This is a genomic window from Halomonas sp. KG2 (assembly GCA_030440445.1).
Classification (GTDB): domain Bacteria; phylum Pseudomonadota; class Gammaproteobacteria; order Pseudomonadales; family Halomonadaceae; genus Vreelandella.
On the sequence record CP098528.1, the window covers coordinates 3,920,559 to 3,940,865 of the forward strand.

Annotated in this window: 17 protein-coding genes; 5 read left to right on the forward strand and 12 right to left on the reverse strand. The window is 54.4% G+C overall.

Annotated features, from left to right (window positions below; translation table 11 throughout):
• Position 1: 1 nt before the first annotated feature.
• Positions 2-1,132, reverse strand: coding sequence for an ABC transporter permease (locus NDQ72_18050; GenBank protein ID WKD27918.1), 1,131 nt, complete (start codon positions 1,130-1,132; stop codon positions 2-4).
• Between the two features lie 54 nt (positions 1,133-1,186).
• Complete coding sequence (locus NDQ72_18055) at positions 1,187-2,137, reverse strand: sugar ABC transporter substrate-binding protein (protein WKD27919.1); 951 nt, start codon at positions 2,135-2,137, stop codon at positions 1,187-1,189.
• 239 nt (positions 2,138-2,376) lie between these two features.
• Between NDQ72_18055 and NDQ72_18060 the strand changes: the two genes are divergently transcribed.
• The 4 genes from NDQ72_18060 to NDQ72_18075 all read left to right on the forward strand — a co-directional run bounded on the left by NDQ72_18060 (position 2,377) and on the right by NDQ72_18075 (position 6,026).
• Complete coding sequence (locus tag NDQ72_18060) at positions 2,377-3,246, forward strand: MurR/RpiR family transcriptional regulator (GenBank protein WKD27920.1); 870 nt, start codon at positions 2,377-2,379, stop codon at positions 3,244-3,246.
• Positions 3,247-3,283: 37 nt separating this feature from the next.
• Positions 3,284-4,279: an inositol 2-dehydrogenase gene (iolG, locus tag NDQ72_18065; GenBank protein WKD27921.1), complete on the forward strand. Its 996-nt coding sequence runs from the start codon at positions 3,284-3,286 to the stop codon at positions 4,277-4,279.
• Between the two features lie 86 nt (positions 4,280-4,365).
• On the forward strand, positions 4,366-5,169 hold the full coding sequence (gene iolB, locus NDQ72_18070) for a 5-deoxy-glucuronate isomerase (GenBank protein WKD27922.1): 804 nt from the start codon (positions 4,366-4,368) through the stop codon (positions 5,167-5,169).
• Between the two features lie 113 nt (positions 5,170-5,282).
• On the forward strand, positions 5,283-6,026 hold the full coding sequence (locus NDQ72_18075) for a sulfite exporter TauE/SafE family protein (protein WKD27923.1): 744 nt from the start codon (positions 5,283-5,285) through the stop codon (positions 6,024-6,026).
• A 7-nt stretch (positions 6,027-6,033) separates the two neighbouring features.
• Here the strand turns inward: NDQ72_18075 and NDQ72_18080 are convergent, their stop codons facing one another.
• The 9 genes from NDQ72_18080 to NDQ72_18120 form a co-directional block, all read right to left on the reverse strand.
• A complete protein-coding gene (locus NDQ72_18080) occupies positions 6,034-6,927 on the reverse strand; it encodes a drug/metabolite transporter (protein WKD27924.1) in 894 nt (297 codons plus the stop codon).
• Entirely contained in the window at positions 6,924-7,742 is an 819-nt protein-coding gene (locus NDQ72_18085) for a phosphonoacetaldehyde hydrolase (GenBank protein WKD27925.1), read from the reverse strand. Before NDQ72_18085 ends, NDQ72_18080 begins: the two co-directional genes overlap by 4 nt.
• Positions 7,742-8,878, reverse strand: a complete 1,137-nt coding sequence (locus tag NDQ72_18090; GenBank protein ID WKD27926.1) for a 2-aminoethylphosphonate--pyruvate transaminase — start codon at positions 8,876-8,878, stop codon at positions 7,742-7,744. Before NDQ72_18090 ends, NDQ72_18085 begins: the two co-directional genes overlap by 1 nt.
• Before the next feature lie 53 nt (positions 8,879-8,931).
• Entirely contained in the window at positions 8,932-10,626 is a 1,695-nt protein-coding gene (locus NDQ72_18095; protein ID WKD27927.1) for a putative 2-aminoethylphosphonate ABC transporter permease subunit, read from the reverse strand.
• Entirely contained in the window at positions 10,623-11,747 is a 1,125-nt protein-coding gene (locus NDQ72_18100; protein ID WKD27928.1) for a putative 2-aminoethylphosphonate ABC transporter ATP-binding protein, read from the reverse strand. The genes NDQ72_18095 and NDQ72_18100 overlap by 4 nt, the downstream gene beginning before the upstream one ends.
• Positions 11,748-11,790: 43 nt before the next feature.
• The gene (locus NDQ72_18105; GenBank protein ID WKD27929.1) at positions 11,791-12,840 is read right to left on the reverse strand and encodes a putative 2-aminoethylphosphonate ABC transporter substrate-binding protein; all 1,050 of its coding nucleotides are present in this window, start codon (positions 12,838-12,840) and stop codon (positions 11,791-11,793) included.
• A 143-nt stretch (positions 12,841-12,983) separates the two neighbouring features.
• Positions 12,984-13,694 carry a GntR family transcriptional regulator gene (locus NDQ72_18110; GenBank protein WKD27930.1) on the reverse strand — a complete coding sequence of 237 codons (711 nt, stop codon included), beginning with the start codon at positions 13,692-13,694 and terminating at the stop codon, positions 12,984-12,986.
• Positions 13,687-14,415 carry an HAD-IB family hydrolase gene (locus tag NDQ72_18115; protein WKD27931.1) on the reverse strand — a complete coding sequence of 243 codons (729 nt, stop codon included), beginning with the start codon at positions 14,413-14,415 and terminating at the stop codon, positions 13,687-13,689. The genes NDQ72_18110 and NDQ72_18115 overlap by 8 nt, the downstream gene beginning before the upstream one ends.
• Before the next feature lie 117 nt (positions 14,416-14,532).
• Entirely contained in the window at positions 14,533-17,232 is a 2,700-nt protein-coding gene (locus NDQ72_18120) for an EAL domain-containing protein (protein ID WKD27932.1), read from the reverse strand.
• Positions 17,233-17,450: 218 nt separating this feature from the next.
• On the opposite strand from NDQ72_18120, the gene NDQ72_18125 reads away from it, so the two are divergent.
• Entirely contained in the window at positions 17,451-18,983 is a 1,533-nt protein-coding gene (locus NDQ72_18125; protein WKD27933.1) for a GGDEF domain-containing protein, read from the forward strand.
• Positions 18,984-18,997: 14 nt separating this feature from the next.
• Here NDQ72_18125 and NDQ72_18130 read toward each other — a convergent pair whose 3' ends face one another.
• Positions 18,998-20,302: a TRAP transporter large permease subunit gene (locus NDQ72_18130; GenBank protein ID WKD27934.1), complete on the reverse strand. Its 1,305-nt coding sequence runs from the start codon at positions 20,300-20,302 to the stop codon at positions 18,998-19,000.
• Positions 20,303-20,307: the final 5 nt, after the last annotated feature.

Genomic DNA, 20,307 nt, shown 5'->3' on the forward strand with positions numbered 1-20,307 from the left:
GTTATTTGGCCTCCATCGCCTTTTTGCGCATGTAATTGTTGAATAGCACCGCCACCAGCAACATCACGCCCAGGAAAACCTGGAACCAGTCGGTATTAACGCCGGTGTAAAAAATGCCCATTTGCACCATGCCAAAGATCAGTGCGCCTAGAGCTGCGCCGATAGCGGAGCCATAACCACCGGTCAGCAAAGCGCCACCAATTACCACCGCAATAATGGCTTCAAGTTCTTTTAGTAGGCCGCGGATGGTGTCCGCCGAGCCGGTATCCATCACCTGTATGCAGGCAAAGATGGTGGCGGAGAAAGCGGTAAACATAAACAGTGAAATCTTGACGCGCTGGACGGGGACGCCTGAATTGCGCGCCGCATTGGCATCGCCACCGCTAGCGAATATCCAGTTGCCGTAAGGCGTGCACAGCAGTACCCAAGTCGCTACAGCGGTTAAGCCCAGCCACCAGACAATCGAGACGGGAATACCGGTGACCGTGGGGTTGCCCGCAAAGTTGGTCGCCATCCAGCCATTTGCTGCCATCCAGCTAAATAGGCCCGTCGCGACTTCTCCAGAGAAAAGCGCCGCAAACCAATCTCCGGGGATATGATCCTGCACTCCTCCTACCTGAGTACGCCCCGTCAACAACCGGCTAGTACCGATAGCCAGGCCGCGCAGAATGAACAGGAAGCCCAGGGTAACGATAAATGACGGCAAGCCTGTTTTATTGACCAGATTACCGTTAATCCAGCCCACCAGACCCGCACAGGCGAACGCCAATAGAATTGCGGCCCATAGCGGCCAGCCATACTCCACCGCGGGGATGGCAATCAGAATGCCTGCCAGGCCAATCATCGAGCCAATCGAAAGATCAAACTCTCCGCCGATCATCAGCAACGCGGCCGCCGTGGCGATAATGCCGAGCTGAGCGGCGACTTCAAGAAAATTAATAATACCCGCTGGGGTAAACATTCCGGTGCCGCTGGAGGCAGCGATAAAGAAGGCAAGCACCAACACGGCACCGGCCAGCGCCCCCAACTCCGGGCGATTAAGCGCTTTCTTCCAGAAAGAGACTCTCTGGATACGCTCATCTTGATCAGCCGCTGCTGGCGCAACCGATGGTTTCGTTTCAGTGGAATTCATAGCGATCGACTCCCAAGGCTCGACACCGCCGAGCCTTTTCCGATTAGGTAGTTATCAGCGGATGCCCTGACTACTCAGCTCAATGACCTGAGCAGCGTTTTCTTGAGTAACAAATCCAGGGCCGGTGGCAACATCCCCTGCGGGCAGCAGACCGTTCTTGACGAACTGATCTAGGAACATGACAGGTAAATAGCCCTGCATGTACTGCTGTTGGTCGATCGCAAAGTCCAGTTCACCCGCATCCAAGGCTTCCAAAATACCGGGTGAAAGATCAAAAGTACCAAGGGTGAACATATCGGTTGCCCCCTGCTCACGCATGGCCCGAATCATCGGATCAGCGGCCAATGCACCCAAAGTCAGCACACCACGTACATCACTGTTCTCATTAAGGTAAGCGACAATGGCATTGCGAATATTGGTGGGGTCGTAAGTGGTCGCTAGCTGCTCAGCATTGCCATCGAAGCCGTCGACAAAACCATCACAGCGCTGGTCCAGTCCTTGGTTGCCTTGTTCATGGTTAACGCAGACGCCTTTCTCAACGCCCATTTCCTGCATGCGCTCAGCAGCCTGCTTACCTGCTTCATACTCACTTTGCCCAACGTGCAGCCGGGCACCATAATCCCTTGCCACATCGCCACCGGAGTTAATGGTGATGACGGGTATGCCGTTATCGACAGCATTTTGGACAGCGCCACCCAGGGCATTTTCGTCAGTGAAAGAAAGGATCAGACCATCAGGGTTCGACGCCACCGCCGCTTGAACAAGCTGCTGCATTTTGGCCATGTCAAAGGTGGAAGGCGCGCGATACTCCAGGCTAGCCCCGACGGTTTCGGCGGCGGCTTCTGCGCCGTTTTTCACTACCGACCAGAAAGGATCAGAGGGAACGCCATGGGTCACCATGACGAAACGGCTCTCTTCTTGCTCTGTTTCTTGTGCTTGTACGGCACCTGCCATTAATGCCGTGGCGGCGGCAGAGGCTAGAAGCCATTGAGATAGACGTGCCATAAATAATTCCTCATAACGTTATCGTTGTTGGTAGGGAAGTGGCATTAAATGCCTTGGCGTTATGAAATATAGATTCCAAACATCGGTTATAGCAAATTATTTATTCTATACTTTGGTATAAATGGAATATTTATTCCAATCAACTAGACTGCACAGCAACGAGTCACTTTGCTCAGTACTGCATATCCACTAGTACATAAGCAGAAGGGTGCTAGATGGGCCAACGCGAAGGAATTTGTATGCCACAACCACCACAGAGCTACCGTGAGTTGGAAACGCTGATCACCGCCGAGTACGCCACACTGAGCAAACGCTTACAGCAAACCGCGCGCTTTATGCTTGATCACCCTCAGGAAGTTGCTTTAGCGACCGTGGCCAAAATTGCCGAACAGGCGGATGTCACGCCATCCACCTTAATTCGCTTGGCCAATAGCTTGGGCTTTAAAGGCTTTTCCGAAATGCAGCAGCTGTTTCGCAGCCGCCTGGTCGATGAGTTGCCTAACTACACCGAGCGAATTCGTGCAGTACGCAGCGCCACCGGAGAAACACCTGATAGCACCCAACTATTATGGGAGTTCGCTGACGCCAACCGCGCCGTGCTTGAGCAGTTACCCAGCCGTATTGATCCAGAGAGCCTAGAGAAGGCGCTAGACATTTTTGAAAAGGCCCATGCGATTCATGTGATGGGCGCACGACGTAGCTTCATGGTCGCCAGCTACATGACCTATGCCCTGGCGCATGTGGATAAACCTGCGCTGCTGGTCAGTGGTTTGGGGGGAATGTACGGCGAGCAACTGCGCGCGATGAGCCAACATGACGCCCTACTGACCATCAGCTTCTCTCCCTATGCCGAAGAGAGCCAAAAAGCCTGCGAAGACGCCCATCAGCGCGGTTTACCCATTGTGGTGATTACTGATTCAAGCCTCAGCCCACTGGCGCGTTTCGCGGATGTTACTTTCGTGGTTAACGAAGCTGAAGTGAAAAGTTTTCGCGGCTTGACCGCATCGCTCTGCTTAACCCAAGCCTTGGCAATTGCACTGGGCGTGCGACAAGACAAATCCCGAGACAAAGCCCAGGAAAAAGCCTCAACTAAAAAACGTAAGACATAAACACCAAGCCAACAGCAACAACAAAACAGGAGTGCTTATGAAACTCGCGCTTATCGGCGCTGGGCGCATCGGCAAAGTGCATGCCCAGGCCATTTATTCACACCCCAACGTGACGCTGGTTGCCGTGGCTGATTTTCATCAGCCTGCCGCAGAAGCTCTGGCCAAGCAGTACGCTAGCCGAGCAGCCTCTGTGGATGAAATCTTCGCAGATGATGAGATTGATGCCGTGCTGATCGCCTCAAGCACACCTACTCATGCGGAGTATCTGGAGCGTGCCGCCCGTGCAGGCAAGGCGGTTCTGTGCGAGAAACCTATCGCCCTGGATTTAGCGCGCACGCGCGATGCCCTACAGGTACTTAGCGAACACCCGGTGACCTGTGCGTTAGGCTTTAACCGTCGCCACGACCCACAGTTTGCAGCATTGAAAAAAGCGATTACCGAAGGGCGTATTGGCGCACTTGAAACGCTGACGATTATTAGCCGCGACCCCTCTCCCCCGCCTGCTGAGTATGTGGCTGAATCCGGCGGTCTGTTCCGCGACATGATGATTCATGATCTTGATATGGCTCGCTGGTTGCTTGATGAGCCTATTGAAAGTGTCTTTGCCGTCGGTAGTAGCATCATTGACCCAGCGATTGGTGAAGCAGGTGATGTGGATACCGCCATGGTCACCCTGACCACCGCCAGTGGCAAGCTTTGCCAAATCAGCAACTCACGGCGCGCCTGCTACGGCTATGATCAGCGTATCGAAGCCTTTGGCAGCCAAGGCATGCTGCAAGCCCAGAACGAGAGCGATACCCGGCTGCGTTTTACGGGTGAAGCAGGCCAAGTGGAAGACAAACCCAAGTGGTTCTTCCTGGAGCGCTACGCCCAAGCCTACCAACTTGAAATTGGCGACTTTGTCGCCGCCTGGCAAGAGAAGCGTGCGCCACTCGCCGGTGCCCAAGATGGCCTAGAGGCGTTGCGCTTAGCCGATGCAGCGGAGCTTTCATTGCGTGAAGGTCGCAAAATTGTGCTCGACGCCTCGGCCTAAACAGACGCAAACGGGTCTGTGTAGACCTTTCATATCGACAACGACTAGCTGCCAACCGAGCAGCTAGCCATCAGAAGGAGCGATATATGGCTTCACTACTGGTACGCCCCACCGCCCCAGATGCCCAAGGCACCGTGATTGACGTTACCCCTGAATCGGCTGGCTGGACGCACGTTGGCTTTCGGGTGCATAAACTCACCAAGGGCCAGCGCCTGGAGGCCAGCAGCGATAACCAGGAAGTCTGCCTGGTGCTGCTCACCGGGCGGGCCACAGTGACCTGCGGCGAGCACCGCTTTGAAGACATCGGCAAGCGCATGGATATCTTTGAGCAGATCCCTCCCTACGCGGTTTATCTGCCTGACCATGTTAGCTACGCGGTGGAAGCGACCACAGACTTAGAGCTAGCGGTGTGCGCTGCCCCTGGGCATGGCAATCACGCCCCAAGGCTGATTTCCCCCGATAACATCAAGCAGAGCACCCGTGGCCAGGGCACTAATACCCGCCACGTACACGATATTCTGCCGGAAAGCGAGCCCGCCGATAGCCTACTAGTGGTTGAGGTATTCACACCTGCGGGTAACTGGTCTAGCTACCCGCCACATAAACACGATGTGGATAACTTACCCCACGAATCCTACCTGGAAGAAACCTACTACCACCGGATTAACCCTGAACAAGGGTTCGCCTTTCAGCGCGTTTACACAGATGACAGAAGCCTTGACGAAACCATGGCAGTAGAGAACGGTTGCTGCGTGTTGGTACCCAAGGGCTACCACCCTGTGGGCGCTTCTCATGGCTACTCGCTCTACTACTTAAATGTCATGGCGGGGCCCAAGCGGGCATGGAAATTTCACAACGACCCCGACCATGAGTGGTTAATGAACGTGTGATAGGCCGACACTTCGCCCGCTAACGTTTATTGGATGCTATGCTATCTTGCCCCGCTTCTGCGGGGCTTTTTATTGACCACTGACATCCGAGAACTGATAACCAAGAGAGGCGTATGCTCCCCGACTACTCCGTGATCGCCTGGCTGCTGATCGCATTTTCCGTTTACCTAACCGGCGTTTCAAAAGGCGGTTTTGCGGGTGGTTTCGGCACGCTCTCGGTGCCACTCATGGCGCTGGCCATCAGCCCCACCCAAGCGGCAGGTCTGCTGCTACCGCTGCTGCTGGTGATGGACGTGTTTGCGGTGAAGGCGTGGTGGGGCAAGCAGGACGCCACTGAAGTCTGGCGCTTTGTGCCGGGCCTGTTTATCGGCGTGACGGTGGGCACGCTACTGTTTGGCAGCTTGAGCGAACAGAGCTTACGTCTGACGCTCGGCGTTATCACCTTGCTGTTCGCCGCTTACATGCTGCTTAAGCCCGTTGCCAAGCAACCGATCTCCACCCGCTGGGCACTGCCAGCGGCAAGTGTCTGCGGCTTTACTAGCTTTATGGCCCATGCGGGCGCGCCGCCGCTAAACGTTTATCTCCTGCCGCGCAAACTATCGAAAGAGAGCTTTATTGCCACTTGCGCGGTGACCTTTGCCGTAGTCAACGCGATCAAACTAGCGCCGTATATGTGGCTGGGTGAAATCAATGTCACCAGCGCCTGGGCGTCGTTGCTGTTGGTACCCGTCGCTTGGATCGGCGTGCGCAACGGGCTGTGGCTGCAAAGCCGCGTCAACGAAGCGCTATTTTACCGCCTCGTGATCCTGGCCATGTTCCTGGTGGGAATCAACCTAGTCTGGCAAGCGGTCAGCTAGCGCGTGCTTAAAGTGCCACCAGCAGCAGCCCACTTAACATGATCAATGTACCAGCAGCTTTTGCCGTCGATGCAGGCTCTTTTAGCCACAGCACACCCATTAATACCCCCACCGGAATAGAGAGCTGGCGCAGCGCCACGACGTAACTCACTTCGTCGGTTAGTGCCAGGGCCATGAGTACCAAGCCATACGTGCAGGTCATCATCAGCCCTGTGACGACCAGCATCACCAGGCCTTGCTGGCGGATGGCGGGCAACCGGCGACGCTCCGTGGGTAGCAGCATCAGCAGAGGAATCGCCCAGGTTAAGGTCATCACTGCTTGTAACACCATAAACACCGCGCCGGCGGTTAAACTGCTATGACCGGCTAGCTGCATCAACGCCAGTGCCTGCTTATCTATCAGCGAATAGCCCACCGTGCCTGCGGCTGCCAACAGTGCAAACCCCATGGCTGGTGTTAAATAGGTCGATAGCCTGCGCGCCTCTGGGTGGCTTAGCGGCAGGCAGAGTGCCCCCGCCACCACCAAGGCCATGCCAATGCCATCCGCCACATCCAACGCACGGTTGCCGAGCAGCGCAATGGATACGAGCGGCACAAGCACCACCGGCAGCGCCCGAGCGATGGGATAGAGAACGCTGACTTCCCCACGTGCATAAGCCCAGGCTAAGCCACCCATATAGAGCATTTGGCACAGCCCTGACAGCGCCAGCCATCCCCAAAATGCATTGGGTAGCGCCGCTAATGATGGCCCAAGCCACACTAGCGGCAGCAACAACGCACCGCCTGACCCGTAAGCCAAGGCAAAAAAGGCCAGCGACGGCGCATTGCGCTTACCCAGCACGTTCCACCCAGCATGCATACACACCGAAAACAGTACTAACGCCAGTGCGGCTGGACTCAAGGCCGCTCTCCTCGCTGTAAACGGACATTAATGGCATCCACAACGCTTGGCAGTTCGGCGATAGTGGCAATGCTGTAGTGCGGTTTTGAGGGAGCAAACTGTGCGGCTACTCGTTCGTGGGCGGCATGACGCTCGTTATCGCTTAGCGCTTGATACTGATCATAACTCAGCCCCAAGGCGTTGCCTGAGCAAGTGAGTGCGACCGTCCACATTCCTGCACTGCGCCCTTCAAGTAGTCCGGGGGCGGTATCGTCCACCTTAATACAGGCAGCAACATCACTGATGCCTAACGCAATGACATTGGCCAGCGCCTGGGCGGGGTGTGGGCGACCGTTGGGTACCTCATCGGTGGCCACCACATGATCCACCTTCAGGCCATTATCGGCGGCTAGCGCCACCACCTTTTCCATCACCACGGCCGGATAGCCGGAGCACGAACCGATCTTTAGCCCCTGCCCTCGCAACCAAGTGAGCGTATCCAGCGCCCCAGGAATCACCGCCGAATGATCGGCAATTTTGGCGATCTGCAGCGGCATAAAGCGTTCATAAAGCGCCGTCACATCGGCATCAGTCGGCAGGTGGCCGACTGCTTGGAGAAAGCGCTCGGCTATCTCAGGCTGATTGCACAGCGTGTGGATATGATCCCATTTGCCCATGCCCATCGGGCCGCGTGCTTCTTCTAGGCTGATCGCCACACCCAGTTCGGCAAAGGCTTCGACAAATATCTGGGTCGGGGCGAAGGAGCCAAAATCGACCAGCGTACCCGCCCAGTCACAAATCACCGCCTGTAGGCATTGAGGAGATTGATAGTGCATCAGGCACTCCTTGATTCAGTGAAGAGAGAAACATTCATATCCGTTAGGGCGTCTTGAATAACGCTGAGTAACTGCTCAATTACCGCCACATCCAATTGGCCAATACAGCCGATGCGAAAACTGTCGACGTCAGTTAACTTGCCCGGATAGATCAAAAAGCCACGCGCCTTCAGCGCTGCATAGAACGTCTTAAATTCAAACGCAGGGTCGCTAGGGCTCAAAAAGGTGGTGATGATCGGCGATAGCCACTCATCTTCTAAAAGCGTGCTGAAACCTAACGCCCGCATGCCTTTTACCAGCACATTACGGTTATGGGTATAGCGTGCGCAGCGCCCCGTCACACCACCCTCTTCCCGATGCTGGGCAAGCGCCGCTTGAAAGGCCACCACCGTATGCGTGGGCGGGGTAAATCGCCACTGGCCGGTGCGTTCCATGTAGTCCCACTGGCCGTGTAAATCTAGGCTCAGCGAGTGGGCGCGCCCCTTACCAGCAGCAAGTAGCGTCTGGCGAATGATCACAAAACCAAAACCCGGTACGCCTTCGATGCACTTATTGGCTGAGGAAATCAGCACATCAATAGGCGTTGTTGTCAGACTGATCGGTATGCCTCCAAACGAGCTCATGGCGTCCACGATCAACGTTTTTCCGTGAGCGCGTACCACCTCAGCGATGGCTTCCAGCGGGTTCAAAATGCCGGAGCTGGTTTCGCAGTGAACTAGGAACACTGCGGTAATTTCAGCATCTTGCTGTAGCAGTGCCGCCACTTCGTCGGGTTGCGGTGGTAGGTAGTCACCTTTGTCCAGCGTCACATAACGGCGGCCCATCATATCGAGCAGTTGAGCAGCCCGCTTGCCGTAAGCGCCGTTCATTAACACCAACACCTTGCCGTCGGGGTCGGTTGCGCAGGCCAGCGCACTTTCAACGGCGAACGTGCCGCTGCCTTGCATCGGCACGCAGGCATAGACGTCGCTTGTCGCCTCGGCCATGGCAAGCAGTTGCGCACGCACATCGGCAGTGACGCGATTAAAGTCGTCATCCCAGGAGCCCCAGTCCTGCAACATGGCTGCTTTGGTCGCGTGGGAGGTGGTTAGTGGCCCTGGGGTTAAGAGATAAGGCACTTGTGAATGATTCATCATTTTGGTCTATACCAGATTATAAGCACACATTAGCCGCTGGCGTAGCGGGCTGTTTAGCCCGCCTGACGCCAACGCTGAGCGTTGTTTAAGAGAACGTGGGTAAGCGCAGTGTGGAGCAGTTTAACCACCAGCGAGGTCAGGAAAATCAGCACAGCCATGGCCGCGGCGCTAGCAAAATAGCCCGCCTCGTCCAGATGCAGCACCGCCACTGAAGCAAGCCGCGTATCGCTGTTATAGAGGAACACTACCGCAGACACTGTCGTCATCGCATTGACGAACAGGTAGACAGAAATATCCAGCACGGCAGGCAGCGATACCGGCAATGTCACGCGGCTAAACGTGGTCCAGAACGGTACTTTTAACGAGGCCCCCACGGCTTCAAACTCCGGATCGAGCTGTTTCAGCGCAGTGACAGAGGTGAGGTGACACACCGTATAAAAGTGCACAAGCGTGTTGAGCACCAGAATCGCCATGGTGCCGTAAAGCCAGTTAAGGGGGTTACCTGCCTGGTTGAAAAAGAAGATATAAGCCAGGCCCAGCACCATACCCGGCACCGCCATGGGTAGCATGGCCATAAAATGCAGGCCTTGGCGCAGCGGGCGATAGCCTTCGCTCTTTTCAATCAGCCACGCATTGAAGAAAATCACCAGCGTACCCACTAACGCGACGCTAAAGGCCAGTTTGAGGGAGTTAAACCACGCCCCCCAGCCACCGCCGGCTAAGCCCTGAAAGGTGTAATGCTGCAGCGTGAACGACAGGTTATAGGGCCAAAACTGTATGAGCGAGGCATACACTGCGGTACCAATGACCAGCAGAATAATGCCCGCGACCGAATAGCACAGCAGCGCAAACGTCCAGTCTCGCAGCGGGCTAGGCGTTGGCTGCCAGGGTACTGCCCGAGCCGAGAGCTGAGCCACTTGGCGTTTCTGTATCCAGCGGTCGACGATGAACGATAGCACTGCAGGCATCAGAAGAATAACGCTAACCACCGCGCCCATTTGAAAGTTCTGCTGCCCCACCACTTGGCGATACACATCGGTGGCGAGCACACTGAATTGGCCGCCAATAATTTTCGGCACACCAAAGTCGGTAATCGCCAGCGTAAAGACCACGAACAGACATGAAATCAGCCCGTAACGCACCCCGGGCAGTGTAATCGTCAAAAATGTACGCCACTTCGGCGTGCCCAGTGCTTCTGCTGCTTCATAGAGGCGTGCATCGCTATTGGTCAATGCAGTGGTTAGCAGCATTAGCGCATGGGGAAAAATCCAGAAACTCATCCCCATCACAATGCCAATCGGCCCATAAATCGAATGACCTGCCAGCACGTCGCTCAAAAACCCCTGGTTACCAAACAGATAAACCAAGCTAATGGCGGGTAGCAACGAGGGTGCCAAAATGGGCAAAATCGCCAACATGCGAAACAGCCGTTTGCCTGGCATGCAGGTACGGGTAATGCCGTAGGCGCATAAAAAGGCGAGCCCTGCGACGACCACCGTCGTAGTGAACGCAACGCGCAATGAATTGGCGATCGAGTTGACCAGTGCTGGCGTTTGAAAATACTGCACAAAGTTAGCTAGCCCAATAAAGTCGCCGCTGCGGTCTTGCAGGCTTTTCACCAGCATCGCAAATAGCGGAAACAGCAGGCCGAACACTAACAGCGCTACAGCCGCTAGCAGCACGATCAGGCGTATCAATGCTTCCAGCGAAGGCGTTGATGCCGTCGCTGAAAATATACTCGCCCTCATGACTGGTTGCTCCCTGCCGGATATAAGCGGGCAGCATCGGCAGGCAAATGGACACCTAAAGTTTGTCCTAGCTGTAATCCTAGTGTGGCGCTATCACGGCTGGGAACATCAGCCAGCAACCATTGTTCGGTATTGTTAAGACGCAGCGATACCCGCTGAAACGCACCTAAAAACTCAATGCCCATGACATCACCGCTCAGCCCGGTGGTGCTGGCACTAAGCGCTACCGCCTCGGGGCGAATGGCCAGTTGAGCTGCTTGGTCTTTCACGTAGGCGTGCGGCAGACAAGGGCATGAAATAGTGCCCAGCAACGCGTGGTTATTCGCCTGTGCGGTCACCTCTAGAAAGTTCATGGTGCCGATAAATGACGCCACAAAAGCGCTAGCGGGCTGGTGGTAGATCTCGGCAGGCGTGCCCACTTGTTCGATCACCCCGTGGTTCATCACTACGATACGATCAGCCATGGTGAGTGCTTCTTCTTGATCGTGGGTCACCATAATGGTGGTCACGCCAAGGCGCGCCTGTAGGGCTTTGATCTGATGCCGCAAATGGCCGCGCACCCTCGCATCCAGCGCTGAGAGCGGTTCATCAAGTAGTAACAGGCCGGGCTCAGTAGCCAGCGCCCGCGCCAACGCAACCCGCTGCTGCTGCCCACCAGAAAGCGCGGCAGGATATTTATGCTCGCTACCGCTAAGATCAACCAGCGCAAGTAACTCCGCCACGCGGGCATCAATCATCGCTCGATCACTGCGACGGTTGCGTAACCCGTAGGCAACGTTGTCGAACACCGTCAGATTGGGAAACAGCGCATAAGATTGGAACACGATGCCAAAATCCCGCGCCTGCGGGGGCAGCGTGGAAATATCCTTGCCGCGCTGAATTAAGCTACCTGCTGTTTGCTGAGCTAGGCCTGCAATAGTGCGCAACAGGGTTGTTTTGCCACAGCCAGAAGGCCCTAAAAAGCATACAAACTCGCCCTCCTGAATCTGTAGTGCAATGTTGTCCAGCGCGGTAAAGCTACCGAAGCGCTTGGTGACACCATCTATGCTTAGGTGCTCAGAGGATGAGAGGGGTTTCGCCGCCGAGTGAGCCGTCAGCGGCGATGTCAGTGTGGTCTGCATAACATCTCCAAGCCCCAGCCTTGGCCGGGGCAGCTGTTCGTGCTTACTGTTCGGTTTTGCCGTCGAAGCGGCGCTGCCACTCAGCCAGCACGCGTTCGCGGTTAACCGCGGCCCACTGGAAGTCGGCATCAATCATGCGATCGGCAATGTCAGCGGGATAGTTTTCAATCGGCTGTGCCACACCGGGATAGGCCACCACGGCGTAGCCTTCGTTATAGAGTTCGTTAGCCTCGCGGGAAACGGCCCAATCCATCAGCGTTTGTGCAGCTTCTTGTTTGGCGGTACCCGCAACGATGGCGGCAGCTTCCATATCCCAGCCAAGCCCCTCTTCTGGGAAGATCACTTCAATTGGTGCGCCTTGAGATTTTAACCGTGCACCACGGAAGGCAAACGATACACCGACTGCTGCTTCACCGGTGGCCGCCAGGCTGCAAGGAGCAGAGCCGGAGTGGGTGTAACGGGAAATATTGTTATGCAGACGGTCCATATAGTCCCAGCCCTGCTCTTCGCCCCATAGCTGCATCCAGCTGGCTACATCCAGATAGCCGGTACCGGAGGAGTTAGGGTTAGGCATAATCACATGCCCCTCAAACTCAGGCTGGGTCAGGTCTTCCCAGGAGGTCGGCATGGGCACGCCCTGACGCTCGCCTTCAATAGTGTTGTAGCAAATGGCCGCGACCCAGGCATCCATGCCTACCCACGCTGGGTCTTCACCATCCCGGTAAGCGGCATCAATAAATTTTGGATCAAGGTTTTCAACGCCTGCGGGCGCATAGCGTTCCAACATGCCCTCTTCTTCAAGCACCAGCAGACTGGTGGCTGCTAAGCCCCAGACGACGTCTGCCTGAGGGTTATCTTTCTCCGCCAGCAAGCGCGCAGTGATCACCCCCGTAGAATCTCGCACCCAGTTAATAGTGATATCGGGATGGGCGGCATTGAAGCGTTCGGCATATTTTTGCAGGTCATCTGACTCAACGGCGGTGTACACCGTTAGCTCAGTGGCGCTAGCCGCAGAAGTGAAGGCAACAGCAGCCGTTGCAAGCAGAGCAGCTGCAATCTGAGTCGGTTGGAACAAACGGCGAGGTTTCAACATGGTAAGCTCCCAGCGTTTTGGTATAGACCAGAAGTTTGCCGTCGTTAGATGACAGTGCGATGACGCTTGTTTGACTGATTTTTTAAGTTGTTATGTACGCGTATGGATGGGATCTCGTGAGCGCCCTTGTCTCCGTCACCCTGTTACTGCTGGCCCGACAGCTCAACACGGATGCATAACGAATCGTGCAACCAGTGCTCTTCGTCATATTCGATGGGGCGCTGTTGATCATCAAAAATGGCACGGCAAATGTTGAGTCCTGCCGCGCCTGGGGTAACGAGTAATTCTTCTGCATCTAATGGCGACAGCGCTTCGGACACCATGCGTATCGAGCGATTGGCCAAGTGATGCCCCCACCGCCCTCTTAACAACCCCCAAAGTGATTGCCCGCTGTAGATATCTAGCAACTCTGGCGCACGCTCTGGCACCACCCAAAGCGACTCCACCAGCACAGCGCGATCATCCACGTAGCGGCGACGGCGAATATGGTGAAACGGCTGGTCATCGGGCAGCCCCAAGGCACGGGCAGCCACCGGATGTGAGCGGGTTTCCAGCTTGAGAACCGCCGTGCGTGGTTGCCGCCCCTGAGCGCCTACATAGTCGTTAAAGCCTGCGTCCCGGGTGGGGTCATACATCAGCCGGGCGGGTGAAATGAACCAACCACGCCGATTGCTGCGATGAATAAGCCCTTCCCCTTCCAGTTGTGCTAAGGCTTGGCGCAACGTCACCCGGGTCGTAGAGAAGCGCTCTGCCAACGCTCGCTCAGCGGGCAATTTGCCTTCCCACTGCGTGGCATGCTGGGTAATTAAATAACGAAGCTGTTCCGTTAACTGTAAATAGTAGGCATCAGGCATGCGCCGATTTTCCTGACAAATCATTGACCGATGAAGCGTCTGTCGACGCTGCCATCCGCCAGTCTAAGCGCTGCCAGCCTTCTACACTAGCCACCTCCGCCAGCACGGGATCAGGGTTAACCGCCACTGGGCAGTCGACATACTGCAGCAGCGGGATATCGTTGCGGGAATCTGAGTAGAACGTTGTATGGCTAGGGGCAATTTTTTGCTCGGTTAACCACTGCTGAAAACGCACTACTTTCCCCCCACGGTACGATAGTACGCCTTTGCTATGACCGGTGTAGCTTGCCCCGCTTGCCGCTTGTTCGACACTTAGCTCTACCGCCAGCACATGCTCAATCCCTAACATCGTCGCAATCGGCGCGACCAAGTGATGCGATGACGCAGAAATGAGGACGAGGGTATCGCCTGAATGACGGTGCGCGTCCAGGCAGCGCCATGCTTGATCAAAAATACGTGGCTGCAAATGGGTAGCGACAAAGCGCTCAACTTCTTTTTGTACATCGATTACTCGGCGGCCCCGCAGCGGCGCCAAGGTCATTGCCAAGTACTCCTCTAGCTTTAACTTACCGGCGTGATAAGCCTGCTGCATCTGTTCGGCACGGGCTATAAAGGTCTCGGCATCACTGATCCACCCCTGCTCAATCATCCATAAATTCCAGCGGTCGCTGCAGTCTCCATCCAGGAGGGTGTCATCAAGATCAAACAGAGCGAGGCGCATGTGGCACTCCTTTTTTCGCGAGTTCGGCGGCGCGTAGGGTATGCCAACGATGATGACAGGACGATGACGCCATTGATGAGAATGGAAATTGCTCGCCCTACCTGTCAATAAAATGGCTTAAGGGGTTAACCACATTGAGGCAAACTCATCGGCGGGTAGCGGACGACCAAACCAGTATCCCTGAGCTTCGCTGCAGCCCATTTTGGCGAGCAAATCAGCCTGGGCAGGGCTTTCAACGCCTTCTGCAAGGGTTTTCATATCAAGCGTGTCAGCCATAGCGATAATGGTTTGCACAATCGCCCGATCATGGTGGTTATCGAGCATGTCACGCACAAACGAAATGTCTATTTTTAACGCGTCCGCAGCAAAGCGCCGTAAATACGAGAGCGATGAGTAACCCGTACCGAAGTCATCAATAAACAGCGCGTAGCCAGCCTGACGCATCGCCTGAGTAATTGAGACTGCCTGATCGGGATCACGCATAAAGTCACTTTCAGTGAGTTCAAGCGCAATGGTGCCTGGAGGGACACAGGCGGTTAGCTTAGCCACATGTGCGGTTAGCTGTGGGTCGGCAAACTGTTGCGCTGAAATATTGATGGAGAGCCTACCTGGCAGTGGCGTATTACCGGCCTGCCAAACACTTAACTGACGTGCCGCTTCTTCTAGCACCCAGTCTCCCAGCATGCGAATCAAGCCACGCTCTTCCGCCAAAGCAATAAACTCGCTAGGGCTTACCCAGCCCCACTCAGGGTCAAACCAGCGGCACAGCGCTTCAGCCCCCGTCAATGTTTTGCTCGTAAGACTGAACTGCGGTTGAAAATAAAGCTGTAAGCGCCGCTCAGTAATGGCTTGATGCAGGCGCTCGGTCATCCATTGGCGACGCTCCAGCGTCTGACGCATCGCTTGTGTATAGGGGCATACGCTATTCTCACGGCGTTTTGCGTGATGGAGTGCGATACTGGCTGCGTTAAACAGCTCACCGGCCTCCGATACATCGCTTGGATAACTAGCAATCCCGATACTGATATCGAGATTAAAAAGACGATGCCCCAGCTGGATAGGGCGTTTGATAATTTCGCATAACTGAAACACCACTTCTTGAAGGCGAACATCCTCAATGCCGGGCAACAGTACGGTAAATTCATCACCGGAAAGTCTTGCAACAGCGCTTTTAGATAGGCTAGCTTGCCGCAAGCGCTCGGCCACGGTTGCGAGTAACTGATCTCCTACCTCGTGGCCATGTAAATCATTTACCTCTTTAAAGCGTCGGATATCCAGCAGCAGCAGTGAAAGAGAGCCACCCTGACTAGATGCCTCTTTTCCCATACTGGCCAATAGCTCCATAAAGCGCGCACGATTAGGCAATCCTGTTGTGCTGTCTGTATAGGCAAGACGTTGCATGTGACGATGATCACGGCGACGTTCTAGCTCACCGGCAGCACCCGTAGAGAGAATTTTCAACACGGAAGTTGCAAACGCATTGGTCGTCAGTGGTGTTTGATAAAACACCATCATCACTCCAATGGCATCACCCTTAGCATTATCCAAGCGGCGGCCTATCCACGCCTGGGTGCTTAACGAGGTTCCCGGCAGCGTAAACGCATGGCCACTTTGAACAACGCTTTCGCCTTCAAACACGACTCTTTCAGCAGGCGTTCCCTGCAGCATAAACGTTTGGTTATCTATTAACTGACCATTCGCGACTAAACTCACGGTCTGGGCTGCCGTTGCGGGTAGCACAGCGTTTATCTTATTAGATGTTCCCAAAGGCTGTGGAACGGGTTGATCCAGTAACGCGATAAATCCAGCATCTGCTTCTAATAACGTGGCTAACGTGATGATCAACTGGTGGAAGTAATCGTCTCCTACGCGTGAGGTAACTGTAGAGGCTACTTGTACCACCGCATCCTGCACGCGTTGTGATTCGTGCTGGTCGGTCACATCTGAGATAAAGCCCTCGAGATAAGCCACATGGCCATCATCATCGATAACAGCTTGCCCTTGCTCCCACATCCAACGGTAACTGCCGTCCCGATGGCGCAATCGGTACACCACACGATACGGCTGACGCTGCTGGATTGCCTGTTGTGCGGCTAGATGAACGCGATTTTGATCGGCTTCGTGTATGAGGGAGGCAAAACTGATGAGTCGATTATCTTGTAATTCGTCCGGATGATAGCCCGTGAGCGCCTCAGCCCCTTGGCTGACCAACTGCATCGTCCAGTGTTGATCATTTAGGCAACGGTAGGCCATGCCAGGAAGGTGATTAAGCAATGTGTTTAAACGCCGCTCACTCTCTCGGGCCAATTCTTCACTTTGACGAAGTGCTTGCTCGGCTTGGCAGCGGCCAAGCTCGGCTCCCGCTTGAGCAGCCACAATGCGCAAGATTTCGTTTTCAAGCCCATCGAGCTGCATCGGTTTATTACTTAACACCGCCAAGATGCCAATGGCCGAGCCATCGGATGAAAACAGAGGCAGTCCCATGTAACTCTCTGCACCCAGTTGGCTGAGCAGCTCGTCTTTAGGAAAGCGCGCCTGAACATCGCAGGCATACAAGCAAGGCTCTCTACCTACAACCGTTTCACAAGGCGTTCCCATGAGAGGATAAGCGATATTTTCCTGATGATCGTTATTTGACCAAACGGCCAATGTTGTAGCCATATGCGCCTCGGTGACCACAGCGATCAACGCATGATCAATCCCAAGCAGTTGGGCAAGTTGCTCGACAAGCGTCGTATAAAAGTCAGGTCTTCCGCTACGCCCTAAACCTTCCGCCAACTGACGGAAAATCTCCGACGCTTCGTTTCTGGTGTGCATTGGCGCACTCACTTTTGTCATCGTAGAGCAGCTGCCCACAGAGCACTGTTGTAATAAGCTGTTGCAATAAAATGCAGCGGGCTACAGCATAAACAGTTATTTTACTGATTTACCATGCCTATCTATGACTCTGCTAACACACGCAGACGCTATAATTGATTATTTAGCACATAACTTAGTGGCTGCTCGCTATGCTGGACAGCACGTTGAGGGATAATATGACGAGCCGTTCAGCGGAAGACGAAACACTTTATACTTCGCTTACTAGCGAGCTTCCCAGTTTTCTTGGTAATGCGTTATTACGCTCGGCTAGCCTACCTTCGCTTCCTGGTATTGCCATGCAAGTGCTTGATATCGCGCGCTCCTCCCGAGCTTCTCTGAGTGACTATGCGCGCGTTATTGAACGCGACCCTGGGTTAACGGCGCGCCTTATTGCGGCCGCGAATAGCGTGCACTACCTGCGTTCAGCTCATCCTGCACAAACCAGTTTGGAAGCTACCCAGCGACTGGGATTAGACGCAACGCTCGCCACTGTATTGAGCTTCACTCTGTTTCCCTGGCCACCCACAGAGAACGCGGCTCTGCAAACATGGCGACGCGCCATTGTTGCCGCCGTGGTAGCAAGCAAGCTGGCTCACCAACTCTGCCCCACACAGGTTGGCAGCGCATTCACGCTTGCCCTACTGCAAGATATAGGCATTTTGGCGATCCTCTCCACCTACCCAGACGAGGCCGAGGCACTATACGCTGAACGCAGAATGTCTCACGCACAGTTGGTCAACGCTGAACGCCGCCACTTTGGCAGTGACCATACACTGATTGGCGCTTGGTTAGCCGCCAAGTGGGGGCTACCGCCCTCGATCGTGCATGCTATTGACCAAAGCCATGACGGTTTTTTAACCGATGACATGGCGACACTCTGCCTGCGTTTATCCGGCCCAATTGCCGATGCTTGGCTCAGCCCTGAACCAAGCACCACCTTAGCAATGTTGCTTAGGCAGTTAGCGGTCACAGAAACACTGCCTACGAATGTCATTGAAGCGCTTTTCCATCGCTTGTCAGAACAAATTGATTTATTAACAGATATTTTGGATCTCACCGTACCCGCGCCTGTGGATAGCCAAACACTGCTGGCGGACGCACAACAGTTGCTCTATCAACACTCTTTGACGCTCACCGCACGATTAGATGCTCAGCAACAACAGCTGGACACACTACAGTTGCATAATTCTGCATTAGAAGAACGCAGCCGTATTGACCCACTCACTCAATTGGCTAACCGTGCGTGGTTAGAGCAGCAACTCCAGGAACGTTTTGCGCTTTGCAATGAGCAAGGCCGCACAATGTCAGTGGTGTTTATCGATTTAGATCATTTCAAAGTGCTTAACGATCAATATGGCCACCAGGCAGGCGACTTAATTCTGGAACGTTTTGGTAAAACGCTCGCGTCATTAACTCGCTCAGGCGACTTGGCTGGGCGCTATGGCGGTGAAGAGTTTTTAATTATATTGCCCGATGAGACCGCCCAAACCGCGAGACAGTTAGCCGAACGCATTGCGCTGCATTTAAATGAGCAACCGATGTTGGAAATTGACCAAGAAGCACTGTATATCACTGCCTCTATGGGCATTGCGTGTTTAAGCGATGGCAACTTCAGTAATGAACGAGAGCTGATAGATGCCGCCGACCAGAGCATGTATTTCATCAAACGCTCTGGCCGCCGGGGCATCTCCATTCATGGCCAAGATTGACCGTTAGTCGTCTACTATCTGTTCAGTGCCTGGGGCAGGTACAAGGCGATTTCAGGGAAGAGATGCATAAAAGCAATCGCCAGCAGCATCAGCAGGAAGAATGGCAGTGTGGCTTTCGTGATGGTGACAATATCTTTACCGGTGAGTCCTTGAATGACAAATAGGTTAAAACCCACTGGCGGTGTAATTTGCGACATCTCAACCACAATCACCAGATAGATACCAAACCAGATCAGATCAAATCCAGCGGCGCTAACCACGGGCATAATAATGGCTGTGACTAGCAGAATCAGTGAAATACCATCCAAAAAACAGCCCATGATCAACAGCAGCACCGTTAAGGCCACTAGCAGCATCGTGGGGGATAGCCCCATTTCACCGATCGTGCGAGCTAACTGCATTGGCACCTGAGTAAAGCCCATCGCAGAGGTCAGAAATGACGCGCCAGCAATAATAAAAGCGATCATGCATGCGGTACGTACGGCGGCAAATAACGAGCTGGTAAAAATGTCTCGATTAAAGTGGCCATTAAAATGCGCAATGACCATCGACAGCACAACGCCTACCGCGGCAGCTTCTGTTGGTGATGCTAGGCCACCATAAATCGATACGATAATACCGCCAATCAGCAACAGAATTGGCACCAGCGACCAGGTATTGCGCAGCTTCTCAACAAAGCTCATGCCCGATTCATCAGCACCGGTTAGCCCGTTTCGGTTACCTTTCAGCAGTGCCCACAGCACCAGATAGGTCATAAACATGGCTAAGATCATCAGCCCCGGCCCAATACCTGCCATGAATAGCCGAGTAATGGACTGCTCAGTCACGACGCCATAAACAATCAGCACGATGGAAGGCGGAATCAGCAAGCCTAGCGTTGATGCGCTGGCCAATGTACCAATCGCCATGTTGCTGTCATAGCCGCGTCGCTCTAGCTCCGGCAGGGTCATTTTCCCCACCGTGGCACAGGTCGCCGCTGAAGAGCCACATACGGCAGCAAACATGCCGCTGCCAATGATATTGGTGTGGAGCAAGCGTCCTGGCAGGCGATTTAACCAGGGCGACAAGCCACGAAACATATTGTCGGCAAGACCTGAGCGAAACAGAATCTCACCCATCCAGATAAACATCGGCAATGCCGTTAAATCCCAACCATAGCTTGCTCCCCAAAAATCCGAGGCAAGAATAGGGCCGGGGTCGAAGGGACTAAAAAACTGAAGGGCAACCCAAGCAGTGCCAATCAGAGCAAAGGCAATCCAGACGCCACTGCCTAACAGCACCACAAGGGTGAAGATGGTAGCCAAACTAAGTAATAGCACGAAGG

Excerpts from the sequence above, each read along its gene's own strand:
- NDQ72_18050 (WKD27918.1), bottom strand. The coding sequence starts at position 1,132 with ATGAATTCCACTGAAACGAAACCATCGGTTGCGCCAGCAGCGGCTGAT.
- NDQ72_18060 (WKD27920.1), top strand. The coding sequence starts at position 2,377 with ATGCCACAACCACCACAGAGCTACCGTGAGTTGGAAACGCTGATCACC.
- NDQ72_18115 (WKD27931.1), bottom strand. The coding sequence starts at position 14,415 with ATGCGCCTCGCTCTGTTTGATCTTGATGACACCCTCCTGGATGGAGAC.
- NDQ72_18120 (WKD27932.1), bottom strand. The coding sequence starts at position 17,232 with ATGCACACCAGAAACGAAGCGTCGGAGATTTTCCGTCAGTTGGCGGAA.
- NDQ72_18055 (WKD27919.1), bottom strand. The coding sequence starts at position 2,137 with ATGGCACGTCTATCTCAATGGCTTCTAGCCTCTGCCGCCGCCACGGCA.
- NDQ72_18095 (WKD27927.1), bottom strand. The coding sequence starts at position 10,626 with ATGAGGGCGAGTATATTTTCAGCGACGGCATCAACGCCTTCGCTGGAA.
- NDQ72_18110 (WKD27930.1), bottom strand. The coding sequence starts at position 13,694 with ATGCCTGATGCCTACTATTTACAGTTAACGGAACAGCTTCGTTATTTA.
- NDQ72_18125 (WKD27933.1), top strand. The coding sequence starts at position 17,451 with ATGACGAGCCGTTCAGCGGAAGACGAAACACTTTATACTTCGCTTACT.
- NDQ72_18075 (WKD27923.1), top strand. The coding sequence starts at position 5,283 with ATGCTCCCCGACTACTCCGTGATCGCCTGGCTGCTGATCGCATTTTCC.
- NDQ72_18090 (WKD27926.1), bottom strand. The coding sequence starts at position 8,878 with ATGATGAATCATTCACAAGTGCCTTATCTCTTAACCCCAGGGCCACTA.
- iolG (WKD27921.1), top strand. The coding sequence starts at position 3,284 with ATGAAACTCGCGCTTATCGGCGCTGGGCGCATCGGCAAAGTGCATGCC.
- NDQ72_18100 (WKD27928.1), bottom strand. The coding sequence starts at position 11,747 with ATGCAGACCACACTGACATCGCCGCTGACGGCTCACTCGGCGGCGAAA.
- NDQ72_18085 (WKD27925.1), bottom strand. The coding sequence starts at position 7,742 with ATGCACTATCAATCTCCTCAATGCCTACAGGCGGTGATTTGTGACTGG.
- NDQ72_18105 (WKD27929.1), bottom strand. The coding sequence starts at position 12,840 with ATGTTGAAACCTCGCCGTTTGTTCCAACCGACTCAGATTGCAGCTGCT.
- iolB (WKD27922.1), top strand. The coding sequence starts at position 4,366 with ATGGCTTCACTACTGGTACGCCCCACCGCCCCAGATGCCCAAGGCACC.